Origin of the sequence: Clostridium vincentii (assembly GCF_002995745.1) — a bacterium.
Classification (GTDB): domain Bacteria; phylum Bacillota; class Clostridia; order Clostridiales; family Clostridiaceae; genus Clostridium; species Clostridium vincentii.
Map to the genome: position 1 here is coordinate 23,143 of NZ_PVXQ01000014.1, position 18,943 is coordinate 42,085.

The following is an 18,943-nucleotide window of genomic DNA, read 5'->3' on the forward strand; positions in this document are numbered from 1 at the left end:
TACAAGAAAAGGGATGTTCAAAATATTTTGAACATCCCTTTTTAATTATTCAATAAAAATATGTTGAAATAATTTCATTGAAAGAGTACAATATAAATTAATGATAGATGCAAATGATTTGCATCAAATTAGGGGGAAGATGATTTTGAAAAAACTAACTACTAAAATGCTAGGTATAGTACTAGCAAGTGCATTAATATTTACAGGTTGTGCTACAGACAAAAAGGTTGAGGAAACGCCTAAGGATGATAAGTTAACTATTGTTTCTTCATTCTATCCAATGTATATTTCTTTACTAAATATTGCAGATGGAATTGAGAATGTTGAAGTGAAAAATATGACTGAGCAGACAACAGGCTGTTTACATGATTATTCCGTTACTACTGAAAATATGAAGACTCTAGAAGATGCTGATGTATTTGTAATAAATGGTGCAGGAATGGAATCTTTTATGGAGAAAGTAACAACAGAAATAACAGACCTTAAGATTGTAGAAGCAAGTGAGGGGATAGAACTAATCAAGGGTGATGGAGAAGAGGGTGATAATCCTCATGTTTGGGTAAGTATATCTGAAAATATAAAGCAAGTTGAAAATATGAGGGATCAGTTAGTTGAAATAGATCCAGATAACGGAGATAAATACAAGGAAAATGCAGATGAGTATATTGAAAAACTTAATATACAAAAAGATAAGATGCATGAAGAATTAGATAATATTAAAAATAAAGATATTATTACCTTCCATGAAGCATTTCCGTATTTTGCAAGAGAGTTTAATTTAAATATAGTAGGTGTAATTGAAAGAGAACCAGGTTCAGAACCTGATGCAAAAGAATTACAAGAAACTATTGAAAAAGTAAAAGAATTAAAGGTGAAAGCTTTATTTGCAGAACCGCAGTATCCCGCTAAGTCGGCAGAAAGTATTGCAACAGAGACAGGTACAACAGTATATACTCTAGATCCAGCAGTTACAGGTACTATGGATAAGGATGCATATATTACTATTATGGAAAATAACTTAAAAGTACTAAAGGAAGCGTTAAGTTGATAAATAGCAGAACTATAGATTGTAATGAGAATTGTGAAAGCAATAACTCATTATCGTCTATTATAATAAAAGACCTTGGAGTTACTCTTGGCAAATCCCAAATACTAAAAGATATAAATATTAGTATTAAGTGTGGAGAATTATTAGCTTTAATAGGAACAAATGGAGCAGGCAAGAGTACACTTTTAAAGGCATTACTTGGAGAAATAGCATATTCTGGTGCTATTTCTTTTATTGATGCAAATAATAAGTTATCTAAAAAGCCAGTAATAGGTTATGTACCACAAAAGTTAGATTTTGATTATAGTTCTCCAATAAGTGTTTTGGATATTTTTTCTGCCTTGTTAAGGGATAGACCTGTATTTTTCCCTAGAAATAAGCAGATGAAAAAAAGGGTGGAAGAGTGCCTTAATAGGGTTAAAGCTACGGATCTTATTGATAGACAGCTTGGAGTATTATCTGGAGGAGAACTTCAAAGGGTTCTTCTAGCATTAGCACTTGAACCAATGCCAGATATTTTATTATTAGATGAGCCTGTATCTGGAATAGATCAAAATGGACTTAAGTTGTTCTATGAAACAGTTTTAGACTTAAGGAAAAATAATAATTTAGCAATTATTTTAGTATCTCATGATTTAAAGATAGTTAAAGAAAAAGCTGATAAAATAGCATTTATTAATAATAAAACTATTGAATGTCTAGGAACAGTAGAGGAAATCTTTAATAATACTAAGGTAATTGAAGTGTTTGGAAGAGTTTGCGATTGTTAAGGGGAGGGGAATAGAGAATGTCTTTTTGGTATGATATTATAGAATTTTTATTGCCATTTGAATGGACTAGTTATACATTTATGAAAAATGCATTAATAGGTGTATTGCTAGTTACCCCTATGTTTGGACTTCTTGGAACTATGGTAGTAAATAATAAAATGGCTTTCTTTTCAGATGCATTAGGACATTCGGCACTTACCGGAATAGCTATTGGAGTAATATTAGGTGTAAGCAATCCTATATGGGCGATGCTGGGATTTTCTGTAATACTTTCGGTAACAATAGTTAAGGTTAAAAGTGCAAATACAGCCTCGACGGATACTATAATAGGAGTCTTTTCTTCAGCGGCTGTAGCACTTGGTATTGTAATACTATCCTTTAGAGGCGGTTTTACTAAGTATTCAACCTATCTTATTGGGGATTTATTAAGTATTACACCAAAAGATTTAATTATACTTTTTTTCGTGTTGATAGTGGTGTTAATTATATGGATGAAAATTTTTAATAAGCTACTTTTAGTAAGCATAAATCATTCTTTTGCTAGGAGTAAGGGGATTAATGTAAGGTTATATGAATATATGTTTACTATAATTGTGGCAGTTATAGTAACAATATCAATCCAATGGGTAGGAGTACTTATTATAAGTTCAATGCTTGTACTACCAGCAGCAGCAGCAAGAAATATTGCTCGTAATGTACGCGAATATACTATTTATTCTGTAATAATAGCTCTAGTATCAGGGTTAAGCGGCCTAATTATATCTTATTTTTTAGGATCTGCGTCTGGAGCTACCATGGTACTTGTTTCTTCAATATTTTTTGGAGTTACTTTTTTAATTAAGGAAAAGATTAAATAATACTTTAAAAGAAAGGATATATTTATGAAAACAAAAATAGATATAATTTCTGGATTTCTTGGATCAGGAAAAACAACTTTAATAAAGAAACTTATGGATAATGAATTTAAGGATGAGAAAATAGCTATAATTGAAAATGAATTTGGAGAAATATCAATAGATGGAGCTATTTTAGAAGCGAAAAATGTTGATATAAAGGAGATAAATTCAGGATGTATATGCTGCTCTCTAGTGGGAGATTTTAAAGAAGCAATTAAAGAAATTGTAGATAATTATAATCCTGATAGAATAATCATTGAACCCTCTGGAGTTGCAAAACTTTCTGATGTAATAAAGGCATGCAGAGGAATTGATAATGATCTAGGAGACAATATTAATATGGTAATTACAGTTGTAGATGCATGGAAGGCAAAGATGTATCTAAAAAATTTCGGAGAATTTTATAAGGATCAGATTAGGAATGGGAAAATTATTGTTTTAACTAGAACGCAAAGACTTGAATCAGATAGGCTAGAGGAAATAATAAATTCTATAAAATTTATTAATTCTGAAGCTACAATTATAAAAGAATCCATAGATGAGATTAATTTCAATAACATAGAATATATTAAAGAAAAAAAGAGTGCTGAAACCTTTAAGCTAGTACATAGACTTAATTTAAAGAGTTATCCTAAAGCACGCAGAGAGAAAAAGCATAGTGCAGATAATATCTTTAGTAGCTGGGGAGGAGAAAGTCTAAAAATATTTACTGAAAAAGAGTTAGAAAGTATTTTTGAAAAAATCGAAGATAAAGATGAGTATGGCATTATTTTAAGGGCAAAAGGTATAGTTAAAGGAAAAAATGAAAAATGGATAGAATTCCACTATGTGCCTATGGAACTTAATATGAGTTTGGCCAAAGTTCAAAGCTCAAGTAAGGTATGTGTTATAGGAAAAGGAATAAATAAGGATAAGCTTCAGAGTTTATTCCTTTAAATAGTTTTTTGTGAGGGTTAAATATGAAAGTAGAAATCGAAATAGTTACAGGATTACTTGAATCAGGAAAGACAAAATTTATAAATTCAATTATAGATGATAGAGATCTCGAGGAAGAAACTATCGTAGTTATACAAGATGAATTTGGGGAAAGTGAAATAAATACAGTAGAAAATAAAGTTATAGTTATAAAGAATGATATAGATGAGAATATTAAATTCTCTTTTATCCAGGAGATTATCACTAAATATTTCCCTGATAGAATATTTATCGAGTGTAATGGAATGAAGAGTGTAAATAGTATAATTGAAATTTTTGAAGATAGAGTTGCAAAGAAATCATGTTCAATTGATGATATTGTAACATTAATAGATGGAAAGACCTTTAGGTTGTATCTGAAAAATATGGGTAGTATTATTAATGAAAATACTTTAAATAGTAAAACGGTAATATTAAATAATACTGAAGACATTTCTAAAGATGAGTTAGACAAAATTATTGGAGATATTAACAATTTAAATAAAACAATAAATATTCTTAAATATGATTTAGATAAAGAGGAATATGTAAATGTGGAAAATTTTAAAGACACCAATATCTTTAAAATTTTTTTATTTGCCTTAGCCTTATTTGGTGTTACTTATTTTATGTCAAGGACAGCAATAGAACCGGGAGCATTTAAAAAATTCTATACCCAGTTTATGAGTATACTGATTGAAGGTATACCTTTTATACTTATTGGAAGTTTTGTATCTTCTATAATTCAAGTATGTATACCAAGAGAGAAGATGATGAACTTTATCCCGAAAAATGTATTCTTATCCTGTCTTGTTGCCTCTGTTGCAGGGGTGTTTTTACCTATTTGTGACTGTGGAACTATACCAGTTGTACGAGGACTTATTAAGAAAGGGCTATCCATATCTACTGGGATAACATTTATGCTAGCAGCCCCTTTAGTTAACCCAATAGCTGTTATTTCAACTATATATGCTTTTCCACAGACAAAATCTATAGTTATTACTAGGGTTTTGGCTGGGATAATTATAGCGATTATTGTAGGTCTTATAGTTAACCTTATAACTAAAAAGGATGAGATTATATTGAAAAATCAGGAGGATATAGTTGATTGTGAATGTGGTTATTGTACTGAAGAATATCTTAAAGGTACTGGTCTAAAGATAAAAATAAGCGGCGTTTTCATTCATGCAGGGGATGAGTTTTTTGCTGTTTTAAAATATATGATTTTTGGAGCATTGATATCGAGTGTTATACAAAATGTAATTACTCTAGACAACATAAATGTTCCAAGTGGTAAATTTGCTTCTTTATTAATTATGATGGCATTTGCTTTTATATTTTCTGTATGTTCAACCTCAGATGCATTTATTGCAAAGGGATTTCTTGATGAATTTTCTATTGGTTCAGTAATGGGATTTTTAGTAGTAGGACCAATGATAGACATTAAGAATACAATTATGCTTTTTGGAAACTTTAAAAGAGCTTTTGTTATAAAATTAATAGCAATTATTTTTGTAGTTTCATCTGTAGTTTTAATGGTTATAACTTAGTAAAAGAGAAAAGAGGATTATTATGAAAAAATTTAATAAGGAAATTATTTTACGGATAATAATATTAATTTGTTTTACACTTTTTTATTTTACAATAATTATAAATGGCAAGGTATTATTATATGTTCACCCAAGGATTAAACCTTTTATTATATTAGCTATGATAGCTATGCCTATTATAGCCTTATGTTCAATTAAGGAAGGGAATAATAATAATAGGAAGAAAGTTAAATTATATAGCTATGGAATTTATCTTATCCCAATAGTTTTAGGGGCTTTTATAAATTTTGTAGAGATTGATTCTACTTCAGTTAAAAGCATTGAAATTACTAGTCCTAAGCTTACTGATGTTATAGAAGATAATACTGATTTATATGAAATTCAAGGAAATACTAGTGAAAAGTCAATAAAAATTGAGAATGATATTATTAAAATAACTATAGATAATTATGTTTCTTCTCTTGAGGAAATCTTAAATAATCCTAACCAATATGCAGATAAAAATATCGAAATAGATGGTTTTGTTTATAAAGATGATACTATTAACGAAAATCAATTTGTTATAGGTAGACTTATGATGGTATGTTGCGCTGCAGATACTCAAATCGCAGGATTATTAGCTGAATATCCCGGGGCAAAAAACTTTAGCAATGATACCTGGGTAAAGGTTAAGGGAAAATTAGAAACTGGAGTTTATTCAGGGGATCAAGAGATAGTAATAGCTGTAGAATCCATAGAGATAGATGATAATCCTGATAAAAATTATGTTTATCCATATTAGTAAATTTTCAAAAGTGTAACAACTTAGTTAAGGTTGTTACACTTTTTTTTATTATAACAAGGATAAAAGGAATTATATGCAAATTCAAAGAGTATACATTTATATAACAATAGTATTTGGAGAAAATATGAATATAAAAATAGATATTATATCAGGCTTTCTTGGAGCTGGAAAAACTACTTTATTAAAAAAGCTTTTAGAAGGTGAATTAAAAAAAGAAAGGCTAGCTATAATAGAAAATGAATTTGGGGAAGTATCAATTGATGGTGATCTGCTAAAGGGGACTAATATTGATATTAAGGAGATAAGCTCTGGTTGTATATGCTGCTCACTTGAAGGTGACTTTAAGGAGGCAATTAAGGAAATAATAAAGATTTATCACCCAACCAGAATATTAATAGAGCCATCAGGAGTATCTAAGCTTTCAGATATAATAAAATCCTGCAAAAGTATTGATGGAATTGAAGTTAATAATATATTTACCGTAATTGATGCTTTGAATTTCAAAAGCCATTTAGACAATTTTGGAGAGTTTTATAAGGATCAAATAATTAATGCAAAAACTATAATTCTAAGTGAAAGAAAAAGTGATGAGGATAAACTTATTGTGAGTATATCCCAGGCAATAAGGAAGATTAATAAGAAGTGTAGTATTATTACAGCTCCACTGAAGGAAATAGATTCAAAGGATATATTAGCTATTGCAAAAAAAGATTTAGAGATGATATCTGAAAACTATATTGAATTTAAAAAATCCTTTAATTCAATGTCGGTAAGTAGGGTTCGCCATGCGCATAATGCTGATAACATTTTTAATACTTGGGGAGTTGAAACTTCAAAGGATTTTTCAATGTTTAAGTTAAGGGATATATTTGATGAAATAATGAAAAGTGATGAATATGGAAATATAATAAGGGGAAAAGGAATAGTAAAGACTAACAATGGAGAATGGATAGAATTTCACTATACACCTGGAAGGTTTAAAATCAATCCTACAACAACCCAAGGTATTGGAAAGATAGCTATTATAGGTGAAAAAATTGATAAAAATAAATTAAATAGATTATTTGCGTAAGAGAGATAGGCTAATATAAGGGGAGAATTATGAAGGTTAAGATTGATATAATCCTAGGGTTTCTTGGTTCTGGGAAAACTACATTAATAAACTCTATTTTAAATAGTAATAAACTTAAGGATGAATCAATTGTAATAATTCAGCAGGAAATAGGAACAGTTAAAATAATAGATAATCAGGTTATTATTGTAGAGAAAAAAAGTAGCGAATCAATTGATGAGAATATAATTAAAGAGGTTATTAGTAAATTTGCGCCTGATAGAATTATTATTGAACTTAATGGTATGGATAATGTTAATGAACTTATTAATAGTTCATACCTTGATAAAATCTGCAAGATTAATAAAATAATTACTACAATAGATATGAAAAAAGCTAACATCTATTTCCTTAATATGTCAGATAAAATTAGAGAACATATTTTAAATAGTGATATTATATTCCTAAATAATTCTAGTACTATGAATAGAAAACAGGTTGCTAGTATAAAAAGAAATATTAAGGGAGTTAATGAGATAGCAAAGGTTTATCTCTTTTCAACCCTTAAGAATCAAGAGAAGGCTTTTTCAAAAAATAAGATAAATATAATGGAAGATACTAGTGACAATAATGCTTTTTATATAATTCTTTCTTTATGTTTAGTCCTATTAATTAGTATGCTTTTTGCATCAGCAAAGGGATTTATAAATTTAGGTATCGGTACAAGCTATCTTAAGGAATTTAATAGAATTTTCATGGGCATTTTTATTGAAACAATCCCCTTCATAATAATTGGAGGTTTTATATCAGCTATAATACAGATATTTATTTCAGAGGATGCAATTGCTAGGATATTTCCTAAGAATGTATTTTTATCATGTATTGTAGCATCTGTTATTGGCATTATATTCCCTATTTGTGATTGTGGAACTATTCCTGTAGCTAGGGGCTTCTTAAAAAAGGGTTTACCATTATCCGTAGCAGTAACCTTTATGTTAGCTGCACCTATAGTTAATCCAATAGCTATTATTTCTACAATGTATGCCTTTGCTGACATGAAAGAAGTTGTTGTGTATAGAGTTGCCCTTGGTATGATAATTGCAATTACTGTGGGTCTTATAATGAGTAGATACTCAGCTAAGGATGTAGTAACAGAAAATATAATTAACTGTCAATGTGAATTATGTAGTGGTGAATATGCTAATACAAAAAACATATTTAAAAAAATTAAGGGAGTTTTTCTTTTAGCAGGAGATGAATTTATAACTGTTGGTAAATATATGATTCTAGGAGCTTTTTTCTCCAGTATCATGCAAGTGGCCATGTCACAAAATATAATAGACTTAACCTCAGAGAATAAAATAATTTCTCTACTTATAATGATGGCATTTGCCTTCGTATTTTCTGTGTGTTCCACCTCGGATGCATTTATTGGAAAGAGCTTTTTAAATAATTTCCCTATAGGATCTGTTATGGGATTCTTAGTAGTAGGACCAATGATAGATATTAAAAATACAATGATGCTTTTAGGTAGTTTTAAAAAGACTTTTGTAGTAAAACTTCTAAGTTGCATAACTATAATTTCATTTATCTTATTGATGGTTATTTACTTATAAAGGTGTTGAGAAATATGAGAAAAATAAATATTGAAACAATAATAAAACTTATGGTGTTCTTAGGTCTTAGTGCATTTTACTATATCCTTCTAGTAAGTGGTGTGGTAAATTTGTATGTTCATCCTAGAATTCTACCCTTCATAAAAATTAGCATTGGATTTACAGTTGTGATATCATTATTTCTTATTTTAAGTATGTTTAAGGGAAGTCTTATAAAAAAGAAAAAAATGAGCTATGCAATATTTTTGATTCCTCTTATTATGACTCTAGGCATGGGTAGTGATGCTATCACCCCTAGTCTTTTGGCAAAATCAAATTTTGATATAAGAGCGGAAATATCCTTAAAAAATAAAGAGATAGACCATAGTGGACATGACCACAGCAGTGAAAGTCATGAGGGAACTGATGAATTAGATACTACCAATAAAAAAATAGTCGTGGAAGATGAAAACTATATGTTTTTTCTGAATGAGGCATACAATGATTATGATGAGTATTTAGGTAAGGAAATTGAGATAACAGGATTTATATATAAGGATGATAGTTTGAAAAAAGATGAATTAGCCCTCCTAAGGGTCATGATGGTTTGTTGTAGTGCTGATACTCAGATAGTTGGACTTATGTGTAATTACGAGGGGACTTCAAAACTTAATAATGATAATTGGGTTAAGGTAGTTGGAGTCATTGAGGAAAAGGCATCTTTAGATGGAGTTACGTTAAATATAAAATCCTTAGAAATATTAAATAAACCTAAGAATGAATATGTATATCCATATTAATAAATTAGAGGGCATGTACTTAATAAAGTACATGCCTTTTAAAATATAATTAATTGCCATATAATACCATTATGTAGTATACTACCTTTAGGTTTGAAAGTAGATTTATCATAAATTTATGAAAAGAAAATTATAGATATTATATTATTATTTTAATGTATGTTTATTTTATCTATTTATGTAAAATTAGCGAATAAAATGATATTATTAAAGTAGTAGAATAAATGGGGGGTTGGTTTATGAATAACAAGATTAAATTTCAATTAATAGAGGCAAATATAATAAAGATTAATAAAAGATCAATTATAAAGGCGGACAATATAAGTTACTGTTCATCATTATATAAATTTTCTGGATCCAGTTCTAACTTCGGTTTAGGTGGATACGGAATAGAACTTATATAAAGGGGGAATGAGTTAAAATGATAAAAGCATTTCATTTAAATTGGACAATCCCTTCTTTTCAAGGAAGCTACGATAAACATTATTATATGGAGGATTTTGAAATCCTGACAACAATCTTATCGGCTTTGAAATGGAGAGAAAATAATGGCGGGATAAAAATGGTTACTGATGAGAGAGGGGCAGAGCATTATAAAACTTTAGGAATTGAGTCCATATGGAATCTAGGTGTAGATGTGTCTTTAGATAACTGCATCCATAAAGATATTGATCCTAAAATGTTTTGGGCAGCGGGGAAAATATATTCTCTTAAAAAGCAACAAACCCCCTGTGCTATGATTGATACTGATTTTATTGTATGGAAACCTATAGAAGAGATAATTGTGGATTCAAAAGTATGTATAATACATAAAGAAACTATTTCTGAGAAAGTATATCCACGTAAAAAGTATTTTAATATGAAAAATAATTATAAATTCGATGAGGACTGGGATTGGACTGAAAATCCGTGTAATACTGCATTTACTTATATAGCAGATGAAGAGCTTAAAAATTATTATGTTGATTCAGCTATAGATTTTATGAAAAACGCCATTTCAAGTGATGATAGACTTACAAACATGGTTTTTGCTGAGCAACGATTGATTTCAATGTGTGCTAAAAAGATGGGAATTCCAGTAGATGAATTGACTAATTTAGATTCGCTTTTTAAAAATGAGCAAACTAATTTCACTCATATATGGGGATTCAAGAGTGAGATGAAAAAGAATTTTGCTCAAAGAAGTGAATTCTGCATAAGATGTATAAAACGTATAATTGAAGATTTTCCTGAATACGAAGAAGTAATAGCTAATATGAAGCAATTAGCATACTTTTATAAGCAATATAAGTGAGAATCAAAATTTTATATTTTGTACTTCGAACTTTCTCCTTGGAGCTTTTATATGGCTGTTTTAAAATAGAAATTTATTTCTATTTTAAGGCAGCTTATTTTTTTGTGTATCAAAATATAAACTGAATAAAATTTTATGATATATTAAATAATATAGTATTAGGATTCAACAATTAACAATTGAAGAAATATTTAATGAAGATAAGAGGGAGGATATAGCATGAAAATATTACTTATGCGTATTACATTAAGGGCGACCTGGGTTCATTCATTAAAGGAAAAAAGAATGGTAGTAAAGAGCGTAATACAGAGGTTAAAGAATAAATTTAATATTTCTGTTGGTGAAGTAGGGGAGCAGGACATACATCAGACTATAGTAATAGGTATTACAGGAGTATGTGGAAGTAGTGCACAAGTAGACTCCACAATTGAGAATATTATTAAATTTATTGAGGATATTACTGATGCTGAAATAATTAAGATAGAAAGCGAAGAAGAAGATTTTTAGAAAGCTATTATGTTTAATAGCTTTCTTTTTTTGCAACTCTACAAAGCATAATGCATATTAAAAAGAATTTAATAAATAATGTGATAAAGTCACAGAAGTATTTTTAAATTTCAAATATAATTAAGATATAAAAATTATGAAGTAATATGTTAAAAATTTAACTATAAATAAAGCTTTTTGTGGGAATATTTATAATGTACTTAAAATATTAAGTTAAGTTTAAAGGGAGGCAAATCATGGGTAAAAAAATTATTATCGTTGGTGGAGTTGCTGGAGGCGCGTCAACTGCAGCAAGGCTTAGAAGATTAGATGAAAATGCAGAAATAATTATGGTTGAAAAGGGTGAATATATATCCTTTGCTAATTGTGGACTCCCTTATTATATTGGAGAAGTTATTAATGAGAGAGAAAAGTTAATAGTACAAACAGTAGAGGTGATGAGTAAAAACTTTCATCTAGATATAAGAAATTTAAATGAAGTAATAAAAATTAATAAGGAAGAAAAAATAGTTACAATTAAGAATCTTAAAACAGATGAGGTATATGAGGAAAGTTATGATAATCTTGTCTTATCACCAGGAGCAAATCCAATAAAGCCACCAATTGATGGCATAAATGAATGCAAAAATTTATTTACCCTTAGAAATATACCAGATACAGATAAGATAAAAGCCTTTGTGGATAATGAAAAACCAAAACATGCAGTTGTCATAGGGGGAGGTTTTATTGGTCTTGAAATGGCTGAAAATCTTCATGCTAGGGGAATAAATATTACCTTAGTTGAGGCGAGTGAACAAGTAATGGCACCTCTTGATATAGAAATGGTTAGTATTATTCATGATCATTTGATTGATAAAAATGTGGAGCTAATATTACAAGATGGTGTACAATCATTTAAAAATAATGGTAAAGTAGTAGTTTTATGTAGTGGCCGAGAAATTCAAACTGATATGATAATATTATCAATTGGGGTTAGGCCAGAAACTACAATAGCTAAAGAGGCTAGTCTTAAATTAAACCAGAGAGGCGCTATTGTAGTTGATAAGTATATGAAAACATCAGATGAGAGTATTTTTGCTCTAGGGGATGCAGTTGAAATAATGGATTTCGTAAATAAAGAACCTACAATGATTGCGCTAGCTTGGCCTGCTAATAGACAGGGAAGAATAGTAGCAGATAATATTTGTGGCAAAAATGTAGAATACAAAGGAACTCTTGGTTCATCAGTAGCTAAGGTATTTGACTATACAGTAGCATCAACTGGAAATAATGAAAAGACATTAAAGAGATTAGGAATAGATTATAAAGCTATTCATATTCATCCCGGTTCTCATGCAGGCTATTATCCAGGGTCCTTTCCTATAGCATTTAAAATGTTATTTGATCCTAAGAGTGGAAAGATATTTGGAGCTCAAGGCATTGGCATAGATGGGGTTGAAAAACGTATAGATATATTAGCTACAGCAATTAAAGGTAATCTTACTGTTCTTGATCTGCAAGATATAGAACCATGTTATGCTCCACCATATAATTCAGCAAAGGATCCTGTTAATATGCTTGGATATTATGCATCAAACATTATGGAAGGTCTTGTAGATATAATTCAGTGGGATGATATAGATAAATTAAATAAAGATGATTCAATAATTTTGGATGTACGAGAAGACTTTGAATTAAGTACAGGAAGTCTAGACAATTCCATTCAGATTCCACTGGGAGAATTAAGAGATAGATTAAATGAAATTCCAAAGGATAAGAAAATATATGTTACCTGCCAAGTTGGATTAAGAGGGTATGTTGCATGTAAGCTTCTTGAGGGTAATGGAATTAAGTCTAAAAATATTGATGGTGGAATTAAAACCTATTTATATGTAAAGAGGGCTAAGGCGAGTATTGCTAAGCAATATGAAAATAAGGGTGTAAAGGAAGAGGTGGCAACAATGAAGTTAGAGGATTTAGATATAACAGAAATAAATGCAAAGGTTACATTAGATGCCTGTGGTCTTCAATGCCCTGGACCAATAAAGAGAGTTTTTGAAGAAATAAAGAAGATGGAAAATGATGAGGTTTTAGAAGTAAGGGCAAGTGATCCAGGTTTTAGTAAGGATATTCAAGCATGGTGTGATACAACAGGGAATACATTATTAAAAGCGGAATTCGATAAGGATAAAAAAGCATTTGTAGCCCATATAAGAAAGGGAACAAATAAGGTAGCTAGTACTACGACTTCAGCAGTTGCCAGTAAAAATGGAGCAACCTTGGTCGTATTTAGCGGAGACCTTGATAAGGCTATAGCATCATTTATAATAGCAACAGGTGCTGCATCAATGGGAAAAGAAGTTACAATGTTCTTCACATTCTGGGGATTAAATATTCTAAAGAGTGAGGATAGACCAAAGGTAGCTAAGGATACAATGGAGAAAATGTTTGATATTATGCTTCCAGCTCATCCAGGAAAGTTACCCTTATCTCAGATGAACATGGGGGGAATGGGACCTGTTATGATTAAGAAGATAATGAAAAAGCACAATGTGGATAGTTTAGAAACTTTAATAAAAAATGCAATTGGAATGGGAGTTAAGGTTGTTGCCTGTGCAATGAGCATGGACTTAATGGGAATTAAGAAGGAAGAATTTATTGAAGGTGTTGAAATTGGGGGCGTTGCTTCTTACTTAGGGGCTACAGAGGATTCTGGATTAAATCTATTTATATAAATTAGTAGTTTTGTATATGGAGGATCACTATGAAAAAGTTAGGTAAAAGAGCTATATTACTAATTATGGTATTAATAGGAATGTTATCATTAATTAGCTGTGGTAAAAGTGAAGTTGTTACCACAGAAAAAGTGACTGTGACTAAAATCAGCTCTGAGGATGCAAAAAAGATTATGGATGAGGATAAAAATATAGTTATATTAGATGTAAGAACTGAAGATGAATACAATTCAGGACATATAGAAAATAGTATTTTAATCTCTGTTGATGATTTAGAGGATAATGCTGAGGAAATTCTTAAGGACAAGGATCAGAAGATTTTAGTTTATTGTAGAACTGGGAATAGAAGTAATACAGCTGGAAAGACATTAAATGAAATGGGATATACTAATGTTTATGACTTTGGTGGTATTAATTCTTGGAAGTATGAATTAGTTAAGTAGATGGAATTGGAGTTATCTGAGATGAGTGGAAAGCACTTGTTTTGGATAGCTCCTTTTTTAAGTTTAGAGGTAAAAATTCTAGATAGATAATATAAATATTTTAGAGAGAACAAACATAGACTGATATAATGCAAGTAGACAATCTGTAATAAAATGATTGGCATATGAGTATAACGAAGTAAATAGGGGGATAAATTTATGAAAAAAAATAAGTTTGTAATTATTTTATTTCTATCAATAGGGCTTTTAATCTTAGTTGGGTGCTTATTAGTGAAATATTCATCTGTAAAGGTAATGACTTTAGAATCAAACATTTCAATGTTAGATGAAGAAGATAATCCACCTGTTAATAATTCCATACAAACAATAAACCTGAAGTTCAGTGAGCCGCTGGATTCAAATACTATTTCGGGCAATGTAAAACTATATAAAATGGATTCCGGTGGAAATCCTATAGAAGAACCATGTATAGTAAAAATTGACCCAGGCAGTTCTACAACTATGAATATAAACAACAAGAAAGTTGAAAAATTTACTGAGGGTGAAGAATATAAACTTGTAATAAGTAGTAATGTAAAATCAACAACAGGCTTAGCACTGAAAAAAGATTTTGTAGGATATTTTGCTGCTAATTATACATCAAGTCTTTCTGGTGTCGCTGATTTAAACAACACTAGGACACAAACAGTTGTTATAAGTGATTTGCATTTAGGCGTAGATGATGCTTTTGCAGAGACTAAAGCGAATAGACAAGCACTTGTGGATTTCTTGAATCAAATTGAAAATTCACCAAATGTAAAAGAACTTGTTATAGCGGGGGATATGTTTGATGGTGCGACTTGTTGCTATTTGAAAAGAATAGCCTAATTAGCTGATTAAATTCAGAAATTAGAACTGTTATTGCGAGAAATCAAATGAGAGAGTAACGTCTCAAAGGGTTTCCACTAATCCTCCGATTAGCGTTTTGGTAAGTAAATACCAAAGGGTTAGAAGCTCGGCGAAGTCGGCTGAGAACCACCGTAAGGTGTAGGAATACACTACGAAATGCAAACTAGAGATAGTTGAGTGGTGATAGGCCGGGTGTCTACAAAATATCTATGGTTAGTATGTCTACTTAGACTGACGAAATTGGGAATGTACAGGTCTTGAACATAAATATTTAGAAATGAATATAACACATAAAGTGTAGTGAGTGTGGATAAGTAAAATTCCTCGATATGAAAATCCATATAGTGTTACAGGCACTATCAAGCTTACAGGCTTATACCAATGACCTACGGATATATGCAAAGATAGTGATAACGGAACAAGGAAAGCTTAGAATATGGAGGTTTTACTACCTATGAAATATTGATAAGGAAAAGATTAATCTATAACTTATCTTAATCTAAGTGAGAGTGGTGGCATAAAGCTATGAAAGCTTCTGTAATGGAAACGGAGCAATAGCCACTAGACAATAGTTCTTTGATAATTAAATAACTGAATGATTTCAAGGTTCGAGTATGATTTAAGAGATGTGAAACTAAATTTGTATTTATACAAAGGAGGAAACAGCAGACTTGGAGGAAAGCTTAAAATTAGAGAAAAGACAGTCACTAAGAAATAATGAATATTACACAATGCAAAGCATATTTGATAATTTGTATAATCAATCTTCTAACAACAAAAAACTCAACAAATTAGTGGAGTATATAACTTCTAAAAATAATATTTTGTTAGCATATAGAAATATCAAGAAAAATAAAGGTTCAACAACAAGTGGAACTGACAATCTTGATATAAGTTTCTTTAAGGATATGGAAACAGATAAGTTTGTGGAACGTATACAGAATAAAATTGCGAACTACATACCCAAAAGCATAAGACGCGTTGAAATTCCTAAGCCAAATGGTAAAACTAGACCACTGGGAATACCATGTATTGAGGATAGAATTATTCAACAGTGTATTAAGCAAGTCTTAGAACCAGTATGTGAAGCTAAATTTCATAAACATAATTACGGTTTTAGACCTCACAGGTCAACAAAACATGCAATAGCAAGATGTATGACTTTAATGAATCAAGGTAAACTTCATTATGTAGTAGATATAGACATTAAAGGCTTCTTTGATAATGTTAATCATAGCAAACTCAAAAAGCAAATGTGGAATTTAGGTATCCAAGACAAAAACTTAATTAGCATAATTGAAAAAATTTTAAAGTCTGAAATACAAGGAATAGGAATACCAACAAAAGGGACTCCACAAGGCGGAGTAATTAGTCCACTATTATCAAATATAGTTCTTAATGAACTTGATTGGTGGATTAGCTCTCAATGGGAAACTTTCAAAACAAAGTATCAGTATTCTAAATCAGATTATCGCTATGTCGCTCAAAAGAAAACAAATTTAAAAGAAATGTGGCTTGTAAGATATGCAGATGACTTTAAAATTTTTTGCAGAGATTATAAAACAGCACAAAAAATCTATAATGCTACAAGGTTATGGTTAAAGGAACGATTGGATTTAGATATAAGTCCTGAAAAATCTAAAATAACTAATTTGAGAAGGAATTACACAGAATTTTTAGGATTTAAACTTATGGTTAAACCTAAGAGAAAGAAATATGTATGCCAAAGTAGAATGTGTGATAAAGCTAAAAAGAATACTATTAACAAGCTAAAGGAACAAATAAAGAAAATCCAGAAGCAAGGAAATAGTAATGAAGTATCAAGATTAAACTCAATGATATTAGGAAGTCACAATTATTATAATAGTGCAACCTATATATCATTAGACTTTAATAAAATAAATTTCTTAGTCACAAAAACCTTGAAAATACGCTTAAAGCAATGGATATCAAATAATCCTAAATGTTCTGAGACCTATGAACGGTTTTATGGAAATTACAAGGGTAAAATCAGAACAATTTATAATATTACAATATTCCCTATCTATGGTTGCAGAACAAAACCACCCATGAACTTTAGTCAAGATATATGCAATTATACAAAGCTTGGGAGAGAGAAAATCCATAAAAATCTTAGAGGATATAAGCATTTAATTAAGTATCTTCTAAGAACAGTAAATGAGAATAATACTGCCGAGTTTGATGATAATAAAATATCTTTGATTGCCGGACAACAGGGCAAATGTTATATAACAGGATTAGATTTAGAAATAGGTAATATGAAATGTCACCACAAAAAGCAGAAATGTGATGGTGGTACCGATGAATATAAAAATCTAGTTTGGGTAGATGGAGAAGCACACAAGCTTATTCATTCTAGTAAACTAGAAACTATTAATAAGTATTTAGGTTTATTGTCCCTTGATGAAAAAGGACTAAAACGAGTTAATTCTTTAAGAAAGTTAGTAGGAAATTCAGTTATTTAATTAGAGATTAACAATTGTTGGAACGCCGTATGAGGTAAAAGTCTCACGTACGGTGTGAAGCAGGGGAAAAGATGGAGATAATTTCAAAGTCTTACCTATTGCTATAATGGTTTTTACCCATGGATTATGTAATGCCGGAGTCTCAGTCGACTTTTTTTGATTTAGTAGCTGAAAACAATCAAGATGTAATAGATGCATTTAACGATATAATTAATGCTGGTGACATTAAAGTAACTTATGTACCAGGAAATCATGATCTATTGATGACTGAAGCAGACGTCCAGAGGATTTTGCCAGATATAAACCAGGCAAGAGATAATGTTCAGGGATTAGGCTCATATATTACAGGAGCCAATTCGGAAATAATCATTGAACATGGACATAGATACAATTTTTTCTGTGCACCAGATCAAATTTCAAACAGAGATATAACAAATAACAATTCTTCCGTACTACCACCAGGATATTTTTTCACAAGAATGGCAACATCTTCAGTTACGGAAGGTCATCCAGCATCAAATAATACTTTGCCTGATGTAACTGCTAATTCAAAGGATGAGAGCCAAAATGGTTATTTTTTGTATCGTGAGAGTTGGAAATCTATGGTGACTGCATTACCTGTAAAAGAAAAATTAACGGACAAGGTGATAAAAACAAATATTGATGGATATACACAGGATTATGCCATAGGTGATTTAATTCCTAATCTAACGGATGGAATTCTTGATGTGAATCTGTACAAAGGAATACAAGATACCTGGGAAGAAAGGCAAACCCTTAATGGTGTGAAAGTTAAGATGCCTGTAAGTAAAGCAATTACAGGAGCATCAGACGCAAGGTTTACGGATGCTCAGGCAAAAAAACAATTCTTTGATCGTGATGATTCTAAGAGAATAGTGGTATTTGGACATTCTCATGTTGCACGTATAGTGCCATCTTCTAATATGAAAAATAAAAAAACTATATATGCGAATTCTGGAACTTGGATAGATAATGCACAGGGTTATCCTACAATGACTTTTGTTGTAATAACTCCGCCGAAATCTGGTTCAGCTATTGAAACTGTAAATCTTTATAAATATTCGGCAGACAAAACAATAACACAATGGGAGGAAGCCCAAGCAATCACAAACTGATGTTATAGACATATATCATAAAGTAAA

General features: G+C 30.4%; 17 protein-coding genes. All 17 read left to right on the forward strand.

Going from position 1 to position 18,943, the window contains the following annotated elements; translation table 11 throughout:
• Positions 1–139: 139 nt before the first annotated feature.
• A complete protein-coding gene (locus CLVI_RS07910) occupies positions 140–1,048 on the forward strand; it encodes a metal ABC transporter substrate-binding protein (protein ID WP_242980624.1) in 909 nt (302 codons plus the stop codon).
• Positions 1,045–1,818 carry a metal ABC transporter ATP-binding protein gene (locus CLVI_RS07915; protein WP_242980618.1) on the forward strand — a complete coding sequence of 258 codons (774 nt, stop codon included), beginning with the start codon at positions 1,045–1,047 and terminating at the stop codon, positions 1,816–1,818. The genes CLVI_RS07910 and CLVI_RS07915 overlap by 4 nt, the downstream gene beginning before the upstream one ends.
• A 17-nt stretch (positions 1,819–1,835) precedes the next feature.
• Complete coding sequence (locus CLVI_RS07920; RefSeq protein ID WP_106059586.1) at positions 1,836–2,675, forward strand: metal ABC transporter permease; 840 nt, start codon at positions 1,836–1,838, stop codon at positions 2,673–2,675.
• 24 nt (positions 2,676–2,699) lie between these two features.
• A complete protein-coding gene (locus CLVI_RS07925; RefSeq protein WP_106059587.1) occupies positions 2,700–3,650 on the forward strand; it encodes a CobW family GTP-binding protein in 951 nt (316 codons plus the stop codon).
• A 23-nt stretch (positions 3,651–3,673) separates the two neighbouring features.
• Complete coding sequence (locus CLVI_RS07930; RefSeq protein WP_106059588.1) at positions 3,674–5,218, forward strand: permease; 1,545 nt, start codon at positions 3,674–3,676, stop codon at positions 5,216–5,218.
• A 22-nt stretch (positions 5,219–5,240) separates the two neighbouring features.
• The gene (locus tag CLVI_RS07935) at positions 5,241–5,999 is read left to right on the forward strand and encodes a TIGR03943 family putative permease subunit (protein ID WP_106059589.1); all 759 of its coding nucleotides are present in this window, start codon (positions 5,241–5,243) and stop codon (positions 5,997–5,999) included.
• Between the two features lie 127 nt (positions 6,000–6,126).
• On the forward strand, positions 6,127–7,074 hold the full coding sequence (locus tag CLVI_RS07940) for a CobW family GTP-binding protein (RefSeq protein ID WP_170065620.1): 948 nt from the start codon (positions 6,127–6,129) through the stop codon (positions 7,072–7,074).
• 29 nt (positions 7,075–7,103) lie between these two features.
• A complete protein-coding gene (locus CLVI_RS07945) occupies positions 7,104–8,669 on the forward strand; it encodes a permease (RefSeq protein ID WP_106059591.1) in 1,566 nt (521 codons plus the stop codon).
• Between the two features lie 14 nt (positions 8,670–8,683).
• Positions 8,684–9,448, forward strand: a complete 765-nt coding sequence (locus CLVI_RS07950) for a TIGR03943 family putative permease subunit (RefSeq protein ID WP_106059592.1) — start codon at positions 8,684–8,686, stop codon at positions 9,446–9,448.
• 239 nt (positions 9,449–9,687) lie between these two features.
• Positions 9,688–9,852: a hypothetical protein gene (locus CLVI_RS17420; protein ID WP_170065621.1), complete on the forward strand. Its 165-nt coding sequence runs from the start codon at positions 9,688–9,690 to the stop codon at positions 9,850–9,852.
• A gap of 17 nt (positions 9,853–9,869) precedes the next feature.
• Positions 9,870–10,742 (forward strand): DUF6734 family protein, encoded by an 873-nt coding sequence (locus CLVI_RS07955; RefSeq protein WP_106059593.1) that lies wholly within the window; start codon positions 9,870–9,872, stop codon positions 10,740–10,742.
• A gap of 219 nt (positions 10,743–10,961) precedes the next feature.
• Positions 10,962–11,249: a DUF503 domain-containing protein gene (locus CLVI_RS07960; RefSeq protein WP_106059594.1), complete on the forward strand. Its 288-nt coding sequence runs from the start codon at positions 10,962–10,964 to the stop codon at positions 11,247–11,249.
• A gap of 236 nt (positions 11,250–11,485) precedes the next feature.
• Positions 11,486–13,963: a CoA-disulfide reductase gene (locus CLVI_RS07965; protein ID WP_106059595.1), complete on the forward strand. Its 2,478-nt coding sequence runs from the start codon at positions 11,486–11,488 to the stop codon at positions 13,961–13,963.
• 29 nt (positions 13,964–13,992) lie between these two features.
• Entirely contained in the window at positions 13,993–14,406 is a 414-nt protein-coding gene (locus tag CLVI_RS07970) for a rhodanese-like domain-containing protein (RefSeq protein WP_106059596.1), read from the forward strand.
• Positions 14,407–14,604: 198 nt separating this feature from the next.
• Positions 14,605–15,273, forward strand: a complete 669-nt coding sequence (locus CLVI_RS17660; RefSeq protein ID WP_106059597.1) for an Ig-like domain-containing domain — start codon at positions 14,605–14,607, stop codon at positions 15,271–15,273.
• A 692-nt stretch (positions 15,274–15,965) separates the two neighbouring features.
• A complete protein-coding gene (gene ltrA / locus CLVI_RS07980; protein ID WP_242980621.1) occupies positions 15,966–17,780 on the forward strand; it encodes a group II intron reverse transcriptase/maturase in 1,815 nt (604 codons plus the stop codon).
• Positions 17,781–17,899: 119 nt separating this feature from the next.
• A complete protein-coding gene (locus CLVI_RS07990) occupies positions 17,900–18,916 on the forward strand; it encodes a metallophosphoesterase family protein (protein ID WP_146127313.1) in 1,017 nt (338 codons plus the stop codon).
• Positions 18,917–18,943 lie beyond the last annotated feature (27 nt).

Coding starts and splice junctions, on each gene's coding strand:
- CLVI_RS07910 (WP_242980624.1), top strand. CDS start 140: ATGATTTTGAAAAAACTAACTACTAAAATGCTAGGTATAGTACTAGCA.
- CLVI_RS07920 (WP_106059586.1), top strand. CDS start 1,836: ATGTCTTTTTGGTATGATATTATAGAATTTTTATTGCCATTTGAATGG.
- CLVI_RS07925 (WP_106059587.1), top strand. CDS start 2,700: ATGAAAACAAAAATAGATATAATTTCTGGATTTCTTGGATCAGGAAAA.
- CLVI_RS07930 (WP_106059588.1), top strand. CDS start 3,674: ATGAAAGTAGAAATCGAAATAGTTACAGGATTACTTGAATCAGGAAAG.
- CLVI_RS07935 (WP_106059589.1), top strand. CDS start 5,241: ATGAAAAAATTTAATAAGGAAATTATTTTACGGATAATAATATTAATT.
- CLVI_RS07940 (WP_170065620.1), top strand. CDS start 6,127: ATGAATATAAAAATAGATATTATATCAGGCTTTCTTGGAGCTGGAAAA.
- CLVI_RS07945 (WP_106059591.1), top strand. CDS start 7,104: ATGAAGGTTAAGATTGATATAATCCTAGGGTTTCTTGGTTCTGGGAAA.
- CLVI_RS07950 (WP_106059592.1), top strand. CDS start 8,684: ATGAGAAAAATAAATATTGAAACAATAATAAAACTTATGGTGTTCTTA.
- CLVI_RS17420 (WP_170065621.1), top strand. CDS start 9,688: ATGAATAACAAGATTAAATTTCAATTAATAGAGGCAAATATAATAAAG.
- CLVI_RS07955 (WP_106059593.1), top strand. CDS start 9,870: ATGATAAAAGCATTTCATTTAAATTGGACAATCCCTTCTTTTCAAGGA.
- CLVI_RS07960 (WP_106059594.1), top strand. CDS start 10,962: ATGAAAATATTACTTATGCGTATTACATTAAGGGCGACCTGGGTTCAT.
- CLVI_RS07965 (WP_106059595.1), top strand. CDS start 11,486: ATGGGTAAAAAAATTATTATCGTTGGTGGAGTTGCTGGAGGCGCGTCA.
- CLVI_RS07970 (WP_106059596.1), top strand. CDS start 13,993: ATGAAAAAGTTAGGTAAAAGAGCTATATTACTAATTATGGTATTAATA.
- CLVI_RS17660 (WP_106059597.1), top strand. CDS start 14,605: ATGAAAAAAAATAAGTTTGTAATTATTTTATTTCTATCAATAGGGCTT.
- CLVI_RS07990 (WP_146127313.1), top strand. CDS start 17,900: ATGGATTATGTAATGCCGGAGTCTCAGTCGACTTTTTTTGATTTAGTA.